The sequence below is a fragment of the Streptomyces griseochromogenes genome (assembly GCF_001542625.1).
GTDB lineage: Bacteria > Actinomycetota > Actinomycetes > Streptomycetales > Streptomycetaceae > Streptomyces > Streptomyces griseochromogenes.
Genome location: NZ_CP016279.1, coordinates 10,488,526 through 10,504,406 on the forward strand (window position 1 = coordinate 10,488,526; position 15,881 = coordinate 10,504,406).

At 70.7% G+C, this 15,881-nt stretch carries 15 protein-coding genes and 4 tRNA genes; 10 read left to right on the top strand and 9 right to left on the bottom strand.

Annotated features, from left to right (window positions below; translation table 11 throughout):
• The first annotated feature begins 57 nt into the window (after positions 1 to 57).
• On the top strand, positions 58 to 933 hold the full coding sequence (gene arsM / locus AVL59_RS45900) for an arsenite methyltransferase (RefSeq protein WP_067316291.1): 876 nt from the start codon (positions 58 to 60) through the stop codon (positions 931 to 933).
• Between the two features lie 109 nt (positions 934 to 1,042).
• Here the strand turns inward: arsM and AVL59_RS45905 are convergent.
• The 6 genes from AVL59_RS45905 to AVL59_RS45930 form a co-directional block, all read right to left on the bottom strand.
• Positions 1,043 to 1,115: transfer RNA gene (locus tag AVL59_RS45905), tRNA-Lys, on the bottom strand.
• 99 nt (positions 1,116 to 1,214) lie between these two features.
• Positions 1,215 to 2,720: an amino acid permease gene (locus tag AVL59_RS45910; RefSeq protein ID WP_067316293.1), complete on the bottom strand. Its 1,506-nt coding sequence runs from the start codon at positions 2,718 to 2,720 to the stop codon at positions 1,215 to 1,217.
• Between the two features lie 48 nt (positions 2,721 to 2,768).
• Positions 2,769 to 4,865 carry an FG-GAP repeat domain-containing protein gene (locus AVL59_RS45915; protein ID WP_237281828.1) on the bottom strand — a complete coding sequence of 699 codons (2,097 nt, stop codon included), beginning with the start codon at positions 4,863 to 4,865 and terminating at the stop codon, positions 2,769 to 2,771.
• 279 nt (positions 4,866 to 5,144) lie between these two features.
• On the bottom strand, positions 5,145 to 7,271 hold the full coding sequence (locus tag AVL59_RS45920) for a DEAD/DEAH box helicase (RefSeq protein WP_418361213.1): 2,127 nt from the start codon (positions 7,269 to 7,271) through the stop codon (positions 5,145 to 5,147).
• Between the two features lie 281 nt (positions 7,272 to 7,552).
• The gene (locus tag AVL59_RS45925; protein ID WP_067316298.1) at positions 7,553 to 8,080 is read right to left on the bottom strand and encodes a hypothetical protein; all 528 of its coding nucleotides are present in this window, start codon (positions 8,078 to 8,080) and stop codon (positions 7,553 to 7,555) included.
• Positions 8,081 to 8,213: 133 nt separating this feature from the next.
• Complete coding sequence (locus AVL59_RS45930; protein ID WP_208870666.1) at positions 8,214 to 8,564, bottom strand: metallopeptidase family protein; 351 nt, start codon at positions 8,562 to 8,564, stop codon at positions 8,214 to 8,216.
• Positions 8,565 to 8,647: 83 nt separating this feature from the next.
• On the opposite strand from AVL59_RS45930, the gene AVL59_RS45935 reads away from it, so the two are divergent.
• The 9 genes from AVL59_RS45935 to AVL59_RS55430 all read left to right on the top strand — a co-directional run bounded on the left by AVL59_RS45935 (position 8,648) and on the right by AVL59_RS55430 (position 13,577).
• On the top strand, positions 8,648 to 10,210 hold the full coding sequence (locus tag AVL59_RS45935) for a metallophosphoesterase family protein (RefSeq protein WP_099053241.1): 1,563 nt from the start codon (positions 8,648 to 8,650) through the stop codon (positions 10,208 to 10,210).
• Between the two features lie 80 nt (positions 10,211 to 10,290).
• Positions 10,291 to 10,363, top strand: a tRNA-Glu gene (locus AVL59_RS45940).
• A gap of 39 nt (positions 10,364 to 10,402) precedes the next feature.
• Positions 10,403 to 10,477, top strand: a tRNA-Asp gene (locus AVL59_RS45945).
• A 23-nt stretch (positions 10,478 to 10,500) separates the two neighbouring features.
• A tRNA-Phe gene (locus AVL59_RS45950) sits at positions 10,501 to 10,577 on the top strand.
• Between the two features lie 87 nt (positions 10,578 to 10,664).
• The gene (locus AVL59_RS45955) at positions 10,665 to 10,880 is read left to right on the top strand and encodes a hypothetical protein (protein WP_067316300.1); all 216 of its coding nucleotides are present in this window, start codon (positions 10,665 to 10,667) and stop codon (positions 10,878 to 10,880) included.
• A gap of 140 nt (positions 10,881 to 11,020) precedes the next feature.
• Positions 11,021 to 12,454 (top strand): ATP-binding protein, encoded by a 1,434-nt coding sequence (locus AVL59_RS45960; RefSeq protein ID WP_067316302.1) that lies wholly within the window; start codon positions 11,021 to 11,023, stop codon positions 12,452 to 12,454.
• A gap of 106 nt (positions 12,455 to 12,560) precedes the next feature.
• Positions 12,561 to 12,899 carry a hypothetical protein gene (locus AVL59_RS45965; protein ID WP_067316304.1) on the top strand — a complete coding sequence of 113 codons (339 nt, stop codon included), beginning with the start codon at positions 12,561 to 12,563 and terminating at the stop codon, positions 12,897 to 12,899.
• A 128-nt stretch (positions 12,900 to 13,027) separates the two neighbouring features.
• Positions 13,028 to 13,309, top strand: coding sequence for a hypothetical protein (locus tag AVL59_RS45970; RefSeq protein WP_067316306.1), 282 nt, complete (start codon positions 13,028 to 13,030; stop codon positions 13,307 to 13,309).
• Positions 13,310 to 13,433: 124 nt separating this feature from the next.
• The gene (locus tag AVL59_RS55430; RefSeq protein ID WP_159400228.1) at positions 13,434 to 13,577 is read left to right on the top strand and encodes a hypothetical protein; all 144 of its coding nucleotides are present in this window, start codon (positions 13,434 to 13,436) and stop codon (positions 13,575 to 13,577) included.
• Here the strand turns inward: AVL59_RS55430 and AVL59_RS55890 are convergent.
• The 3 genes from AVL59_RS55890 to AVL59_RS45985 form a co-directional block, all read right to left on the bottom strand.
• Positions 13,541 to 14,068 (bottom strand): hypothetical protein, encoded by a 528-nt coding sequence (locus AVL59_RS55890; protein ID WP_159400229.1) that lies wholly within the window; start codon positions 14,066 to 14,068, stop codon positions 13,541 to 13,543. The two genes, AVL59_RS55430 and AVL59_RS55890, sit on opposite strands and share 37 nt — an antisense overlap.
• 251 nt (positions 14,069 to 14,319) lie before the next feature.
• The gene (locus AVL59_RS45980) at positions 14,320 to 15,483 is read right to left on the bottom strand and encodes a nucleotide disphospho-sugar-binding domain-containing protein (protein ID WP_067316310.1); all 1,164 of its coding nucleotides are present in this window, start codon (positions 15,481 to 15,483) and stop codon (positions 14,320 to 14,322) included.
• Between the two features lie 60 nt (positions 15,484 to 15,543).
• Positions 15,544 to 15,855: a hypothetical protein gene (locus AVL59_RS45985; RefSeq protein WP_067316311.1), complete on the bottom strand. Its 312-nt coding sequence runs from the start codon at positions 15,853 to 15,855 to the stop codon at positions 15,544 to 15,546.
• Between the last annotated feature and the right edge of the window lie 26 nt (positions 15,856 to 15,881).

A 15,881-nucleotide genomic window follows, 5' to 3' on the forward strand; every position in this document is an offset into this window, starting at 1 on the left:
ACGTCAATACAAGCCGTTCCAGCGCACCGCCATGCCCCACCACCCAGGAGTGAAGCCATGAGCGAGCAGTCCACCGACCTGCGCGAAACCGTCCGTGAGCGGTATGCCGCCGCAGCCGTCAAGGTCACCGAAGTCGGCACCGCCTGTTGCGGGCCGCAGCCCGTCGAGGTGGACGAGAACTTCGGCTCCGCCCGCTACGCCACCGACGAACGCGACGCCCTGCCCGCCGAGGCGGTCGCCGCCTCCCTCGGCTGCGGCAACCCGACCGCCGTCGCCGAACTCCGCGAAGGCGAGCGCGTCCTCGACCTCGGCTCCGGCGGCGGCATCGACGTCCTGCTCTCCGCCCGCCGCGTCGGCCCGACGGGGAGGGCGTACGGGCTGGACATGACGGAGGAGATGCTCGCCCTGGCCCTGGCCAACGCCGAGAAGGCAGGCGCCAGGAATGTCGAGTTCCTGAAGGGCACCATCGAGGCCATCCCCCTCCCGGCGAACACCATCGACGTCGTCATCTCCAACTGCGTGATCAACCTGTCCGTCGACAAGCCCGCCGTGTTCGCGGAGACTTTCCGGGTCCTCCGGCCCGACGGCCGTATCGGCGTCTCGGACGTCGTCGCCGACGACGCACTCACCCCCGAACAGCGTGCCGAGCGCGGTGACTACGTCGGCTGCATCGCCGGCGCGCTGTCCTTCTCCGAGTACCGGGCGGGCCTGGAAGCCGCCGGGTTCACGGACGTCGAGATCACCCCGACGCACTCCGTCGCGGACGGCATGCACTCCGCCGTCGTCCGCGCCACCAAGCCCGCCACTTCGAACGCGGCCTCCGTGGCGAGGAACTCGGACGACGCCTGCTGCACTCCGTCCGGAACCTCAGCCGACCCCACCCTGACCGTCACGCAAGCCAAGAGCGCGTCGGGCTGCGGCTGCCAGAACTGAGCGCATCCGCTCACGCACGGCCCCGAAAACGCCGCAGCGCCCGAGTCGACCGAAGCCGACCCGAGCGCTGCGTAGCAGGTCAGAGGGGCTACCCCCCGCCTACAACCCGTAGGCCCTGTGGGACTCGAACCCACAACCAATGGATTAAAAGTCCACTGCTCTGCCAATTGAGCTAAGGGCCCAGGCGATGTTGCCTGTCTGAGCATAGCCGGACGAGGCCGTGTCTCCGATCGGGTATCGGGGTCACGGCCACGTCGGGTGGGCGGAGCGGGTGGATGTGCTTACTTTTCGACCGGCTCGGGAGCCGGGGCTTCGATCCGGTCGAGGAACCAGTGGCGGGCCGAGGCCAGCCACCAGGTGGCCGCGAAGCCGAGGACGACCAGGACGGCGACCGGGGCGTAGTTGAAGGTCTTCCAGGTGACCGGGGAGACCTGGGGCAGCATGAAGAGGATCGTGATCACGGCCACCCAGGTCACGGAGACGACGCCGATCGTTCCCGACCAGCGGCCCAGATGCCAGGGGCCGCGTTCGAAGGCGGCGCCCTTGCGGATCCGCAGGAAGGTCGGGACGACGTAGGCGATGTAGAGGCCGATCACCGCGATCGACGTCACCGCCGCGTAGGCGGTCGAGTTGATCAGGTAGGGCAGGCCGAGGGCCAGGGCCGCGAGTACGGCCAGCCAGACCGCCGCCACGGGGGTGCGGGTGCGCGGGCTGACCGTGTGCCAGACGCGGGAGAAGGGCAGCGCGCCGTCGCGGGAAAAGGCGTAGATCATGCGGCTGTTGGCGGTCACCGAGGCCATCCCGCAGAAGAGCTGGGCGCCGATCACCACGAGCAGCAACAGCTTGCCCGTCGTCGCTCCCAGCGCGTCCAGGAGGATCTGGGCAGGGGGCGCGCCGGTCGGCGAGGCCAGTTCCTTGTCGTACGACTGGATCGCGTACGTGAAGCCCAGCAGCAGGACGAAGCCCGCTATCCAGGAGGTCCAGATCGAGCGGACGATGCCCTTGGGGCCCGCGGTCGACGCGTCGTGGGTCTCCTCCGTCATATGGGCCGAGGCGTCGTAACCGGTGAAGGTGTACTGCGCCATCAGCAGGCCCAGGAGGACCACGTACGGCCCGCTGCCCCAGCCCGTCTCGTTGACGAAGTGGGTGAACACGAAGGACGTCGACTGATGGCGGTCGGGGACGAAGGCCAGCGCGCCGACGATCACGGCGACGCCGAGCACGTGCCACCACACGCTCACGCCGTTCAGGAACGCGACGATGCGGACGCCGAAGGTGTTCAGGAGGCCGTGGAGCAGCAGGATGGCGGCGAAGAGGAGGACCGTGCGGCCCGGGGTCACCTCGAAGCCGGACTGGAGGTTCAGGTAGGCGCCCAGGAAGGACGCCGCGCCGAAGTCGATGCCCGCCGTCACGGCCACCTGGCCCAGCACGTTGAACCAGCCCGTGAACCACGCCCAGGCCGCCGCCGAACGCGGGGGCGCCAGCCGGTGGGCCCAGAAGTACAGACCGGCCGACGTCGGGTAGGCGGAGCAGATTTCGGCCATCGACAGGCCCACGAACAGGGTCATCAGGCCCACCGCCACCCAGCCCCAGGTGATCGCCGCGGGGCCGCCGGTGGTCATACCGAAGAGGTAGAGGGTCAGGCAGCCGGAGAGGACCGAGATGATCGTGAAGGAGACGGCGTAGTTCGAGAACGCCGACATACGGCGGGCGAGGACCTGGGTGTAACCGAGCTGGGCCAGCCGTTCCTCGTCCGACAGCCCACTCACTCTCGCGTCATCTGTCATGCCCCCAGCAATTCCCCCGCCGGGGGCGTGACATGCGTCACAGGATGGCTAAAACAGGCCCTTGTACGCGCCCCAGCCGCTCCCGATCTTCACGCGCCCCGAGAACGACCCCGTGCCCGTGCCCGCGTTGCGGTAGAGGTTGCCCGCGGTGTCCCGGGACACCAGGTCGTTCCTGCCGTCGCCGGTGATGTCGCCGACGCCCACGATCGCGTTGTACGAACGGCCCCAGTCGGCGAAGACCTTGACCCGGTCCTTCAGAGCGCCCGTCCCGGTGCCGTCGTAGCGCCACAGCGTGCCGGACCGGTCCAGCGCCAGCACGTCACCGATGCCGTCGCCGGTGATGTCGCCGGCGCCCACGATCTTCGCGTAGCCGTTCAGGGTGCGGATCTTCACGCCCGCCTTGAGCTTGCCGGAGCCGTCGCCCGCGAACAGGTACACGTCCCCGGTCGACGCCTTGCGGCCCAGCAGGTCGGTACGGCCGTCCCCGGTGAGGTCGCCGGGCGCGGTGAGGACGTCGTACGCCTTCCAGCCCGTGCCGAGCGAGGTGTGGCCACTGGACGGGGTGTACGAGCCGTCGCACTTGCCGTTGTAGCGGCGCAGTTCGCCGTTCGGCATCCGGATCAGCATCTCGGCGCAGCGGTCACTGCCCATGTCGCCGAACGGCACGGCCGCGGTGCCCGCCGGCCAGCCCGAGCCGGTGCGCTTGAAGTCGAAGGTGCCCTTGCCCTCGGTGTGGTGGAGCGTCAGCGCGCCCGAGGAGTCGAGGGTGGCCAACTCGCCGTAGGTGTAGCCGTCCTGGTCGTGGAAGCCCTGCCGGCCGCCGGTCAGCGCCAGCGTGCCGCTGGTGGTGTAGCTGCCGGTGCCTTCGACGGCCTTCGCGGTCAGGGTCCAGGACTTGCGTCCGTTGAAGGCGTACGCCCCCGCGTCCGTCTTCCCGTCCCAGGACACCTCGACGGCCGTGCCGCTGCCCCTGACGGTGCGTTCGGTGCGGCCCTGCTCGTCCTTCACGGTGAAGGTCCAGTCGGCCGGCTTGTTCAGCTGCCAGGTGCTGTCCCAGGTGGTGGAGGCGCCGTTGCGGCCCTTCGCGTCCAGGTACGTGAGATCCAGGTCCGACTCGATCTTCGCGAGCGGCTGGGTCGGTACACCACTCGGGACGATCCGGATCGCCTCGTCGGCACCGATGTAGGCGATGTCGCCGCCGAACTTGTCCACGCTCCAGGTCAGCCGCCGCTGGTCCGCGGTGTGGCCCGCCGGGAGGTCGGCCACCGTGCGGGCGGCGGCCGCCGTGCCGGTGTGGAAGTCCGTCAGCATCAGCTTGCCCGCGCCGCGGTCGTGCCGCACGAGGTAGCCGTCGCCGACCAGGGCAGGTCCGGAGGGGACCTTGACGGCCTTCTTCGCCGTACGGTCGTAGACGCCCGCGGCGCCGGCCGGACCGCAGTTCCAGTAGATCCAGCGGCCGACGACCTGGAGTTCCCTGACCGTGCAGGGCGCGCCGGTGGAGAGCGTCTGGACCGTCTTCTTCGTCTCCAGGTCGTACCCGGTGACGGTCCCGTTGCCCGAACCCGGCGTCCACAGCACCGAACCCCACACGGAGGCGGCGGTGATGGAGCGGATCTTGCGCACGGGCTCGTACCGGAAGGGGTTCACCGCGTCGACGTACTGCCTGCCGGTGGAGGCCGCGTCGTAGACGAAGTAGCGGCCGGTCGCGTCGACGAAGCGGCCGCCGGTCACCGCCGGCTCGTCGGCCGAGTGGTAGCTGTCCTTGGACAGCCAGATCTGGGCCTTCTCCTTGCCCGCCGTGTCGACCTTGAAGTAGCCCACGTGCTGGTCGCCGGTGGACCGCAGCGGCACGCAGGCCCCGGCGTCGCACTGCACCTGCTGCAGATGCGTGCCGTCCCCGAAGGGGGCGGCGAAGCCGCGGTAGGTCTTCTCCAGCACCGTGGAGCCGTCGGGCGATATCCGCCGCCCGATCACCCACTGGTCTCCGCTGGCCGTGCGCTCCACGGTGGTCAGGAAGCCACCGGAGTAGTCGAGGCCCCGCACATCGTCCACCTGGACGGGCGTGGGCGTGGTGTCCGCGGCCGCCGGGCCCGCGGTGGTCAGCGAGCCGGCGCCCAGGGCGGCCAGGCTCGCGAGGGCGGTCACGATCCGGCCGTGCCGGACCGTGGAAAAGCGTGCGCGTACACGCCGAGACAAGGGTCCCTCCCCAGGGAAGCGAGAACGGCATGACGGCGGCGATTCCCCCTCGGCCACCCTGTCCATGCCAAGTGAGCGGATGGTAGCAACCGGCTCGGCGTCATCGGTGGGCAAAAACATGGCCCGTCAGGACACCGTGGGCCCCGGGAACAACACAAGGGCCCGTACGAACGAAGTCGTACGGGCCCTTGTCGGGTCACTCGGTGCCAGCCGGTGGCTCAGGCCGCGTCAGCCGTTGCGCTTCCAGCGCGGCTTGTCCTCGCGGCGGCCGAAGGAGCCGGTGCCGCGGTGGTCGTCACGACGGCCGTAGGGGCGGTCGTGACCGGCGGAGCGGAAGCCCGGGCGGTCGTCGCGGCGCTCGCGGTTGAACGGACGGTCGCTGCCCCGGTGCCCACCGCGCTCGTCACGGCGGAAGCCGCCACGGTCGTCACGGCGCTCGAAGGAGCGGCCACCACGGTCGCGGTCGAAGGGACGGCGCTCGTCGCGGCGCTCGAAACCACGGCCGCCACGGTCGCCCCGGTCGCCCCGGTCGTCGCGGCGCTCGAAGGTACGGCCACCGCGGTCACCGCGGTCGTCACGACGCTCGAAACCACGGTCACGGTCACGGTCCCGGTCGAACGGGCGACGGTCGTCACGGCGCTCGAAGGAACGGCCACCGCGGTCACCGCGGTCGTCACGACGCTCGAAACCACGGTCACGGTCACGGTCCCGGTCGAACGGGCGACGGTCGTCACGGCGCTCGAAGGAACGCCCGCCGCGGTCACCGCGGTCGCCACGCTCCTCACGGCGCTCGAAGCCCCGCTCGCCACGGTCCCGGTCGAAGCCGCGCCGCTCCCGGCGGTCGTACGACGCCGAAGCCGCCGGACGCTCCTCGCGCTCGGTCTCACGCTCGGCCGGAGCCTCGGTCTCACGCTCGGCCACGGCCTCGGCCGCGGCCGCCTGGGCCTCGGCCACCGCCGTCTCCGGGTCCTCGCCGCGCTCGCGGGCGACCCGGACGACCAGCCGGTCGGCCTCCTCGCGCAGCTCGGTCGCGCGGCGCTGGGCGCGCTCCAGCTGCTTGGTGAGCTGGGCGACCTCGCGCTCGGCCTGCTGCGCGGCGTTGTTCGCGGACTCGGCCTGGACCTCGGTCATGGAGCGGGCGCCGGTGATCTCGGCGACCTCCGGGTCGAAGGCGCCGGCGCCCTGGATGATGTGGCGCGCGGCGTCGACGCCGGCGTCCTCCATCAGGCGGAAGATCTGGCGGCGCTGGTGCGGCAGGGACAGCGAGACGACGGTGCCGGTGCGGCCCGCGCGGGCGGTGCGGCCGGCGCGGTGCAGGTAGTCCTTGTGGTCGCCGGCCGGGTCCACGTTCAGGACCAGGTCGATGCCGTCGACGTGGATGCCGCGCGCCGCCACGTCCGTGGCGACCAGGACGTTGACGTAGCCGTCCTTGAAGTCGGCCAGCGTACGGGTGCGGGCGCCCTGGGTCATGCCGCCGTGCAGCGCGTCGGCCTTCGCACCGGCCTCGCGCAGCTGCTCGGCGACGCGGTCGGCGCCCAGCTGGGTGCGGACGAAGATGATCGTGCGGCCCTTGCGGGAGGCGATCGCGGCGGTGACCGGCGCCTTGTCCTTGGGCTTCACGATGAGGATGTGGTGCGACATGGTCGTCACCGCGCCCTGGGCCGCGTCCACCTCGTGGGAGACGGGGTGGTTCAGGTAGCGGTCGACGAGGGTCTGGATCTCGTTCTCCATCGTGGCGGAGAAGAGCATGCGCTGGCCGCCGGCCGGGACCTGGTCGAGCAGCTCGGTGACCTCGGGCAGGAAGCCCAGGTCGGACATCTGGTCGGCCTCGTCGAGGACGGCGATCTGGGTGTCCTCGAGGGAGCAGGCGCCGCGGTTGATGATGTCGCGCAGACGGCCGGGCGTGGCGACGAGGATGTCGACGCCGCGCTCCAGGGCGTAGATCTGGTTGCCCATGGAGGTGCCGCCGCAGACGACCTTCATCTTCAGGCCGAGGACGTCGCCGTACGGCTGGAGGGCGTCGGCGACCTGCATGGCCAGCTCACGGGTCGGGGTGAGGATGACGGCGCGGGGCTTGTGCTTCTGGGTGCGGCCGCCGGCCAGGGTGGCCAGGGTCGGCAGACCGAAGGAGAGGGTCTTGCCCGAGCCGGTGCGGCCACGGCCGAGGATGTCCTTGCCGGCCAGGGCGTCCGGGATGGTCGCGGCCTGGATCGGGAAGGGGGTGGTGACGCCGTTCTGTGCGAGCTTGCGCACGATGCCCTCGGGGAGACCGAGGTCGGCAAAGGTGGTCTGGGGGGTGTCAGTGGTCTCGGTGACCTCGGTCACCAGATCGTCGTCCTGGGTGTTCTCGGACATGACGATGTGATCAGTACTGGACACGGACATGCGAATGCGAAACCTTCCGGAGTCTCTTCGGCACGCGCCCGTCAACTCCGTGATTCGCTCACGACCGCCTCAATGCGGTCCGCCACGGCAAGGGAGAGTACGCGCCACACGGCGCGCTCTGCAGTGGCGCCGGGCAAATGGGATCAAACGATCTACCACCATACGCACCCACCACCCCTGAAGGCAAACCGAGCTCATCGCCACAGGTCAGCGGCGCGACAGCGCGGTCCCTCCGGTCGCTCCCCGGGCCCTCATGCCGGTGTACCCGCGGCGGGCGCCGGTTCGCGTGCGGTCAGCTGCGTTCCCGTCTCCTCGTGGGCCGAGGACGACGGCTCGGCCGACGGCGGTTCCGAGGTCGGCGCCGGCGGGGTGGACGCCGGGGGCTCGGGCGGGGCGGTGGTCTCCGGGGGCGTCGGCGGGGCCTTGGTCGGCGCCGGATCCCCGGGACCCGCGCTCTTCCCCGGCTTCGGCGGCGACGCCGACACACTGTCCGCCCCGGACGGCGTGGGCGTGGCCGAGCCCGGCTTCCCCTTCTCCGGCTTCGCCTTGCCACCGTGCCCGTGCTTGCCGTCCTCGTCACGGCCGCCCGCCGAGCCGCCGAAGCCGAGGCCGCCCTTACCGTTCACCGGGCCGCCGTCGGGTGCCGCGCCGCCGCGCTGGTCCGCCGAGTGCGAGGGCCTGGCCCGGCCGGCGTCGTCACCCACGCTCACACAGCCGGCGGCGGCTGTGACGGCCAGCACCGCGGCGGCCAGACGGACGGGTACGTACAAGGGGCGCACTGCGGCCACCTCCGGAGGCAAGAAAGGGAGTCAACCTCCCCAACTCCCGCCGCCCACAAGAGGACACGCGCCGCGCCCGAGTCGGCCCGGCCCGCCGGCCCTCCGTCGACCCGCGTCCGCGTCCCCGCGCCGGTCACCCGTAGCCGAGCGCGTGCAGCCGGGCGTCGTCGATGCCGAAGTGGTGGGCGATCTCGTGCACCACGGTGACCTCGGTCTCGGCGACGACATCCTCGCGGGTCTCGCACATCCTGAGCGTCGGCCCCCGGTAGACCGTGATCCGGTCCGGCAGCACACCGGCGTACCACTCGCCCCGGTCGGTCAGCGGAGTCCCCTCGTACAGCCCGAGCAGCTCGGGATCGTCGGCGGACGGTTCGTCCTCGACGAACACCGCGACGTTGTCCATCAGCCGCGTCAGCTCCGGGGGGATCCGGTCGAGCGCCTCGGACACCAGTTCCTCGAACTCCTCGCGCGTCATCTCCAGCACACGGTCATTGTCGGGCACGAAGCACCCGTACGAGAGTGGCGAACCGTCGCATATCCGCCCCCGGGCGTGGGCATACGGGCCCAATGGCCCGCGTCTTCGCCGCAGCCCTCCGCACCCTGCCGCACCGGACCCCGAACCGCACCCGCAGGCCCGCCCTCCCGCGCCTCGAACCGGCGACCCGTCCCCGCCCCTGGTTCAGCGCCCTCGGCCTCGCCGCGGTGGTCCTCGTCGGCGCCTGGCTGGGCCTGCTGATCGTCGGAAACGTACGGGCGCCGATCGGCCCGATGAACACGACCATGGCACTGCGCCCGTCCCTCACCGGCGGCACGAAGATCAACGTCTCCCCGCTGGGCGCGCTGACCCTGGACAGCCATGTCGCGCCCGTCCGCCTGGACGTGAACGTCGACCAGCTCGACCAGGTCCGCTCCCAGGCCCTCGTCAACCACCCCGAGCGGCTCTCCGGGCTCCAGGACGAGGTCGCCCGGGACGTCGAGCACGGCACGCTCGACCTGGCCGTACGCTCCTCGGTCGCCGTGGTCTCCGGCGCGACGGCACTCGGCCTCGCCGTCTACCGCCGCCCGCGCCGGGCCCTCGCGGCCGGCTCCCTGGCCCTCGCCCTGCTCGTCGCCTCGGGCGCGACGGCGTACGCCACCTGGAACCCGAAGTCGGTCCTGGAGCCGAAGTTCTCCGGCCTGCTGTCCTCGGCACCGTCCCTGGTCGGCAACGCGCGCAGCATCGTCACCGAGTTCGACGTCTACCAGAAGGAGTTGGCGCGCCTGGTCACGAACGTGACGAAGCTGTACGAGGTCACGTCCACGCTCCCGGCCTACCAGCCGGACCCCTCCACCCTGCGGGTCCTGCACGTCTCGGACATCCACCTCAACCCGGCGAGCTGGAAGATCATCGCCTCGCTGGTGGAGCAGTACAAGGTGAACGTGATCGTCGACTCCGGCGACACGATGGATCACGGTACGGCGGCGGAGAACGGCTTCCTGGACCCGGTCAGGGACCTGGGCGTGCCCTACGTCTGGGTCCGCGGCAACCACGACTCGCGCGTCACCCAGCGCTACCTGGAGCGCATGAGGAACGTGCACGTCCTGGACGACGGCCGGGCGGTGACGATCGCGGGCCTGCGCTTCGCGGGCATCGGCGACCCCCAGTTCACCCCCGACCGCTCGGCGCAGCCCGGCGGGGACGCGGCCGAGCAGCTGGCGGGCGACCGTCTGGCCACGGCCCTGCGCGACCAGCGGGCGACCGGCACCCCGGTGGACGTGGCGATCGCGCACGAGCCGTCCGCCGCCCGGGAGACGGACGGCGAGGTGCCGCTGGTGCTCTGCGGCCATCTGCACCACGAGGGGACGGAGATGCTGAAGTACGGCACCCGGCTGCGCATGGAGGGCTCGACCGGCGGCAGCGGCCTGCGCGCGGTGGAACGCCAGTACCCGGCCCCCATCGAGGCGTCGATCCTGTACTTCGACCGCGGCAGCCACCGCCTGCAGGCCTGGGACGCGATCAAACTGGGCGGCCTGGGCCTGACGACGGCGGAGGTCAGCCGCCATCTGCCGGAGGAGAACCTGCCGGGCGCCACACCGTCCCCGCGCTCCCCCTCGCCCTCTTCCCCCACCCCTTCGCCCTCGTCGCCGTAAACCGTTTTGGCGATACTCCCCGCCATCCCATATGCTTCTCACGTCCCCGACGCGCTGAGAAGCGCCCAGGCGGGCCGATAGCCCTCATCGTCTAGCGGCCTAGGACGCCGCCCTTTCAAGGCGGTAGCACGGGTTCGAATCCCGTTGGGGGCACGTAAGACCTTTCAGCGTCATATCATGATGTTGAATCTTGGTCCTGTGGAGCAGTTTGGAGTGCTCGCCACCCTGTCAAGGTGGAGGCCGCGGGTTCAAATCCCGTCAGGACCGCTGGAGTTCCTCACGAACTCCGTGGCTGGGTAGCTCAGTTGGTACGAGCGATCGCCTGAAAAGCGATAGGTCGCCGGTTCGATCCCGGCCCCAGCCACCACTGCGAGAACGCCCCGGATGGCATGCCATCCGGGGCGTTCTGCGACTGGGCCGGGAGCCTGGGCTCACCCCGGTCGCCGAGCGGTTCGTGCGCACCGTCCGCGCCGAGTGCACCGACCGGATGCTCACCACCGGCGAACGCCACCTGCGTACGACCCTGTCGAAGTACGTCGAGCACTGCGACGCCGGTTGCAGCCACCCAGGCGACGGACTGAGCCTGCGCGCCCCCGACGACGACCCGCACGTGATCCCATTCCCAGCCCCCCAGAGCGGATCCGCCGGGAGACCGTTCTCGGCGCACTGATCGACGAGCACCAAGCCGCAGCGTGAATCACCAGATCAGACCCGATGACTGGGTTTCGGACGTACTACAGGCATTCACGCCGCATCCACTAATGCTAGTTTCAATCTACGTAAGATGATATCTAGCATTAGTGGGCGGTTATGGAGTTCCAAGGCCGCGTCGCCGACCTCAAGATCCTGGAGCAGCAGCTTCGCACCGTCACCGAGGGCCGCGGAGGCACCCGCGGGAGAGCGGTCACCGTGACCGGGCGGCGCCGAGTCGGCAAGTCTCGGCTGGTCCAGGAGTTCTGCGACCGATCCGACGCCCCGTACCTGGTCTTCCAGGCCACCCGCGGACGGAACCCGGCCGCCGAGCGTACCGACTTCACCGCCGCCGTCTCCCACGCCGATCTGCCCGGCGCCGAACTCGTCAGCGGCCTCACGTCCGGCGACTGGAGCCAGGCCCTGCGCACCCTGGCCCTCGCACTGCCCGACGACAGCCCCAGCATCGCCGTCCTCGACGAGGTCCCCTGGCTGATCGAGCAGGACACCGAGTTCGAGGGCGCCCTGCAGACCGTCTGGGACCGGCACCTGTCCCACAAACCCGTGATGCTGATCCTCGTCGGCAGTGACCTGTCCGTCATGCAGGCCATGCAGACCTACGGCCGCCCGTTCTTCGGACGCGCCGCCACCATGACCGTCAACCCCCTCCACCTGGCCGACGTTCAGACCATGACCGGTCTGGACGCCGCCGAGGCCGTAGACGCCCTTCTGATCACCGGCGGCTTCCCCGAGGTGCTCGCCTCCTGGCCCTACGGCATGCCGCGCGCGGAGTTTCTCGCCCACGCACTCACCGACCCGCTCTCCCCCCTGCTGGTCTCCGGCGAGCTGTCGCTCCTCGGCGAGTTCCCCCAAGCCTCCCGCTCCCGCGCCGTGCTGGAGGCCGTCGGCAGCGGAGAGCGCACCTTCTCCACCATCGCCACCCAGGCCGGCGGCACCTCCGCCCTGCCATCCGGCACCCTCTCCCCCATCCTCAGCACCCTGCTCGACAAACACGTCCTGGCTGCCGACGACCCCCTGTCCACCAAACCCGAAACCAAGAACCGCCGCTACCGCATCGCTGACCCCTACCTCCGCTTCTGGCTCGCCTTCCTCGACCGCGGCATCCCGCTAGTCGAACGCGGCCGCGGCGACCTGCTGATCAAGCGCATCGAACGTTCCTGGACCTCCTGGCGGGGACGCGCTGTCGAACCCGTCGTCCGCGACAGCCTGATGCGACTGCTGCCCGACGACGCCTGGCCCGACACCGAGGCCGTCGGAGGCTGGTGGAACCGGCAGAACAACCCCGAGATCGACCTCATCGGCGCCGACCGCACGCCCGTCGCCAGGAATCTCCACTTCGCCGGCTCCATCAAGTGGCTCGACGACCGCCCCTTCGACCACCACGACTACGACACCCTCACCCGCGACGCCGCAGCCATTCCCGGCGCCTCGCCCGACACCCCGCTCGTGGCCGTCTCCCGCAGCGGCACCCACGGCCACCTCCCCCTGACCCAGGTGTGGGGCCCCCAAGACCTTGTCGACGCATGGAAATAGACATCCGGGCCCCGTGCAGACGTGTCAGCGCGGGGCCCGGATCAAGGAGGATCGAGCAAGACGACTCGGGCTCCATACCTCCGAAGCTGCAGGCTTCAACGACGCCTTGGCCGGCACCGAGCGGGCTGGCACGGCGATGCGCCGGCTCTCCGGTGGCATCGTCTCCACCGTCCTGTCCGATCTCGGCTCCGGCCGTCGTCCCCTGACGGACGAGGCCCTCGACCAACTCCCGGCGGGCAAGGTCGTCGAGCACATCCGCGGTGTGCTCGTGGCCACCGGGACTCTGCCGCAGCGCTTCGAGCAGATGGTCCGCCCGGAACGGCACCTGAACGATCTCGTCACCTCCCACGCCACCGCCGAGGGACGGAAAATCCTGCACCGGTACGCGACCTGGCACCTCCTGCGACGGCTCCGCCGATGCAGCCGCGGCAACGACATCACTTGAACGCTGGATGACCAGCGACGACGTCCGTCACCGCCGGGAGGCGGGCCACTTCGTTCGTTGGGCTCTCGCCCAGAAGATCGCCCGAGATCTCAGCTTCCCGGCCGTCAGATGGAACAGCCCCCCAGGCGATGGACGACGAGGCCCGCTGGGCCACCGCCCGCCGTCTGCTGCACGACGACACCCTCAAGTCCGAAGACCGCCTCGCCGGCCTGCTGTTGCTCCTCTATGCCCAATGGCCCGCGGCGATCTCCCGGCTCACCGTCGACCACATCGAAGAGACTGACGGAGCAGTCCGCCTCCGACTCGGCGACGTCCCCGTCGACTTGCCCGGACCCGTCGCCGAGCCGGCCCTTCAACAAGTCGCGGTTCGCCGCAGCCATGCCGCTCTCGCCCGGACGGATTCACCCTGACTCTTCCCCGGCGGACAGCCCGGCCGCCCGATCAGTGTCTGGGCCATGGGCGGACGGCTCCGCAAACTCGGGCATCCGGCTCGCAGAGACCCGCTCAACTGCCCTGTTTCAACTTGCCACCGAGTTGCCCGCCGCGGTCCTCGCCCGCACCCTCGGCATCGACATCACCGTCGCCGTCGCCGTCGCCGTCGCCGTCAAAAGGCAACGGGCCGCCGCCGGAGACTGGGGCGCCTACGCGGCCGAGGCCAGCCACCGGAACGGCTCCTGACAGCGGGGGTATTCCGAGAGTTCCAATACCCGAGCACACCATGACGGGTCGGCGAGAGCCGCCGCCGCACCGCCGTCGACAAGGTCGCCACCCTCCAGTTCGACCGCCACGGCAACCGCATCTGGCGCCAGGCCGCCGAGCTGATGGACTCCGAACACGCCCGCCGGGCCGTCGGATCCGTCGCCGTCCCCTTCGGAACCTGCGCCGAGCCCAGCAACGTCAAGGCCGGCGGACAGTCCTGTCCCTTCCGGTTCCGCTGCACCGGCTGCGGCCACTTCCGCACCGACGTTTCCTACCTCCCCGGCCTGACCGCCTACCTCGACGATCTCCTGCGCAACCGTGAACGCGTCCTGGCCGCTGCCGAACTCGACGACTGGGCCCGCGCCGAGGCCCTGCCCTCCCAAGAAGAGATCTCCCGCGTCCGCCACCTCATCAACCGGATCCGCAGCGGCATGGACGACCTCGACGCCGGCGAACGCGAACAGATCCACGACGCCGTCACCACCGTCCGCCGCCACCGCACCGTCATGCTCGACATGCCCCGCATGCGCGTCACCCCGATCAACCCCCGCCAGAACAGCAGGTCATCGAACTCCGGGGGACGCCTCATCGACACCTGTACCCGCCCCAAACGACAACGTCGGCCTCCAAGGCCACAACCAGGTCTTGAAGGCCGACGTCACGCGAGCCCCGGATTGACCGACAGCATCCGAAATCCGTTCGGGGCCCCTCACTCGGTGCCTCAGGCGGCGAGCAGCTCCAGGTCCGCCACCACCCGGGCCGGACTCGGCATCACCGCCATGTCGTCGTACAGCTTCCGCGCGCCCTTCAGATACCGGTCGTCCCCGAGGACGTCGGCGATCGCCGCACGGACCTGCGCCGGGTCGTTCTGCGGGGCCGCCTCCGGGAGCACCCGGGCCGCCCCGGCCGCGGCAAGGAGCTCGGCCGACGCAAACTGGTCCACCAGCTGCGGCAGGACGACCTGCGGAAGCCCGAACGCGCAGGCCGTCATCGTGGTGTTGGCGCCGCCGTGGTGCACCACCGCGTCACAGTCGCGCAGGAACAGGTTGAGCGGCACCGGCTCCACCACCCGTACGTTGTCGGGCAGTTCGCCGAAGCCCTCGTGGAACTCCGGGTCCGCGGTCACCACGGCCTCGACGCCCTCAAGTCCCGCGAAGGACTCGATGATCGCCTGGAACAGGCCGGTGCCGTTGAGCACCAGCGTCTGGTGGCCCAGGCAGACCGCCACCCGGCGCAGCCCCTCCGGAGCCGGTACCCGCAGCCACTCGGGCACGGTGCCGACGCCGTTGAAGGGCACGTAGCCGATCGGCGCGCCCGGCGCGGCGCTCGGGTGGCGCAGCGCCGGTGGGCACGGGTCGAGCAGCAGATCGGGGTCGGGCAGCCCGTCGAGGCCGAGCCGGTGTGCCGCTGAGTACAGGAAGTTGCGGGCCGAGACGCGGGACGGGCCGCTGAGCGGGTCGACGCCCCAGCGGTGCTGCACCGACGGCACTCCGAGCACTTTGCCGATGACCGAGCCGGTGAGCTCCATCTGCTCGGACACGATCAGGTCGGGGCGCCAGTCGCGGGCGAACTCCAGGTAGGCGTCGAGCAGATAGCGGGCGTGGATCTCCCACAGCTTGGTGGTGCCCGCCATCTTCTCCGGCGGGGTCGGCCCCATCAGCTCCAATGGCCGTACCCCGGGCGGGAGGTGGCGCTGCAGCAGGTCCAGGCCGTGGAAGCGGTCTCCGATGTCGACGGCGGATATCCCCGCCGCGCGGGCCGCGTCCGTGACGTCAGGCTGCGCGGCGACCGTCACCTCGTGTCCGGCCCCCTTCAACGCCCAGGCCAGCGGCACCATGGGGGTGAAGTGGGTGGGGAACGGGGTGCTCAGCATCAGTACGCGCATGGTCCTCTGTCTCCTCGGGGGGTGTCTGGGGCTGGGTCTCGTCGACGTTCACGTCGTTCATCAGGAGGGCGAACCGGGAGGTTGTGGTGACCACGCCCAACTGGTCCGGGGAGGCGGCCGACTGGGGCATGTACAGGGCGATCCGAGTGACCCGCCGAGGCCCGCGCCGAGCGGCAGGAGCAGGGCGTCGAGCTGCCGGAGGGAGGCGTCGGCGACGGTCAGGCCGAGCCCGGCGACGGCGGCGAACAGGTAGGCGGTGATCAGCCGGGTGAAGCGTTCGACGCCGTGGGCCGGGTCGAGGTCGCGGACGATCGTCAGGATCGCCGAGGAGACGACCGGCCCGTCGAGCAGGGCGACGGACATGATCGCCATCGCGCACCATGAAGACCAGGACCTGG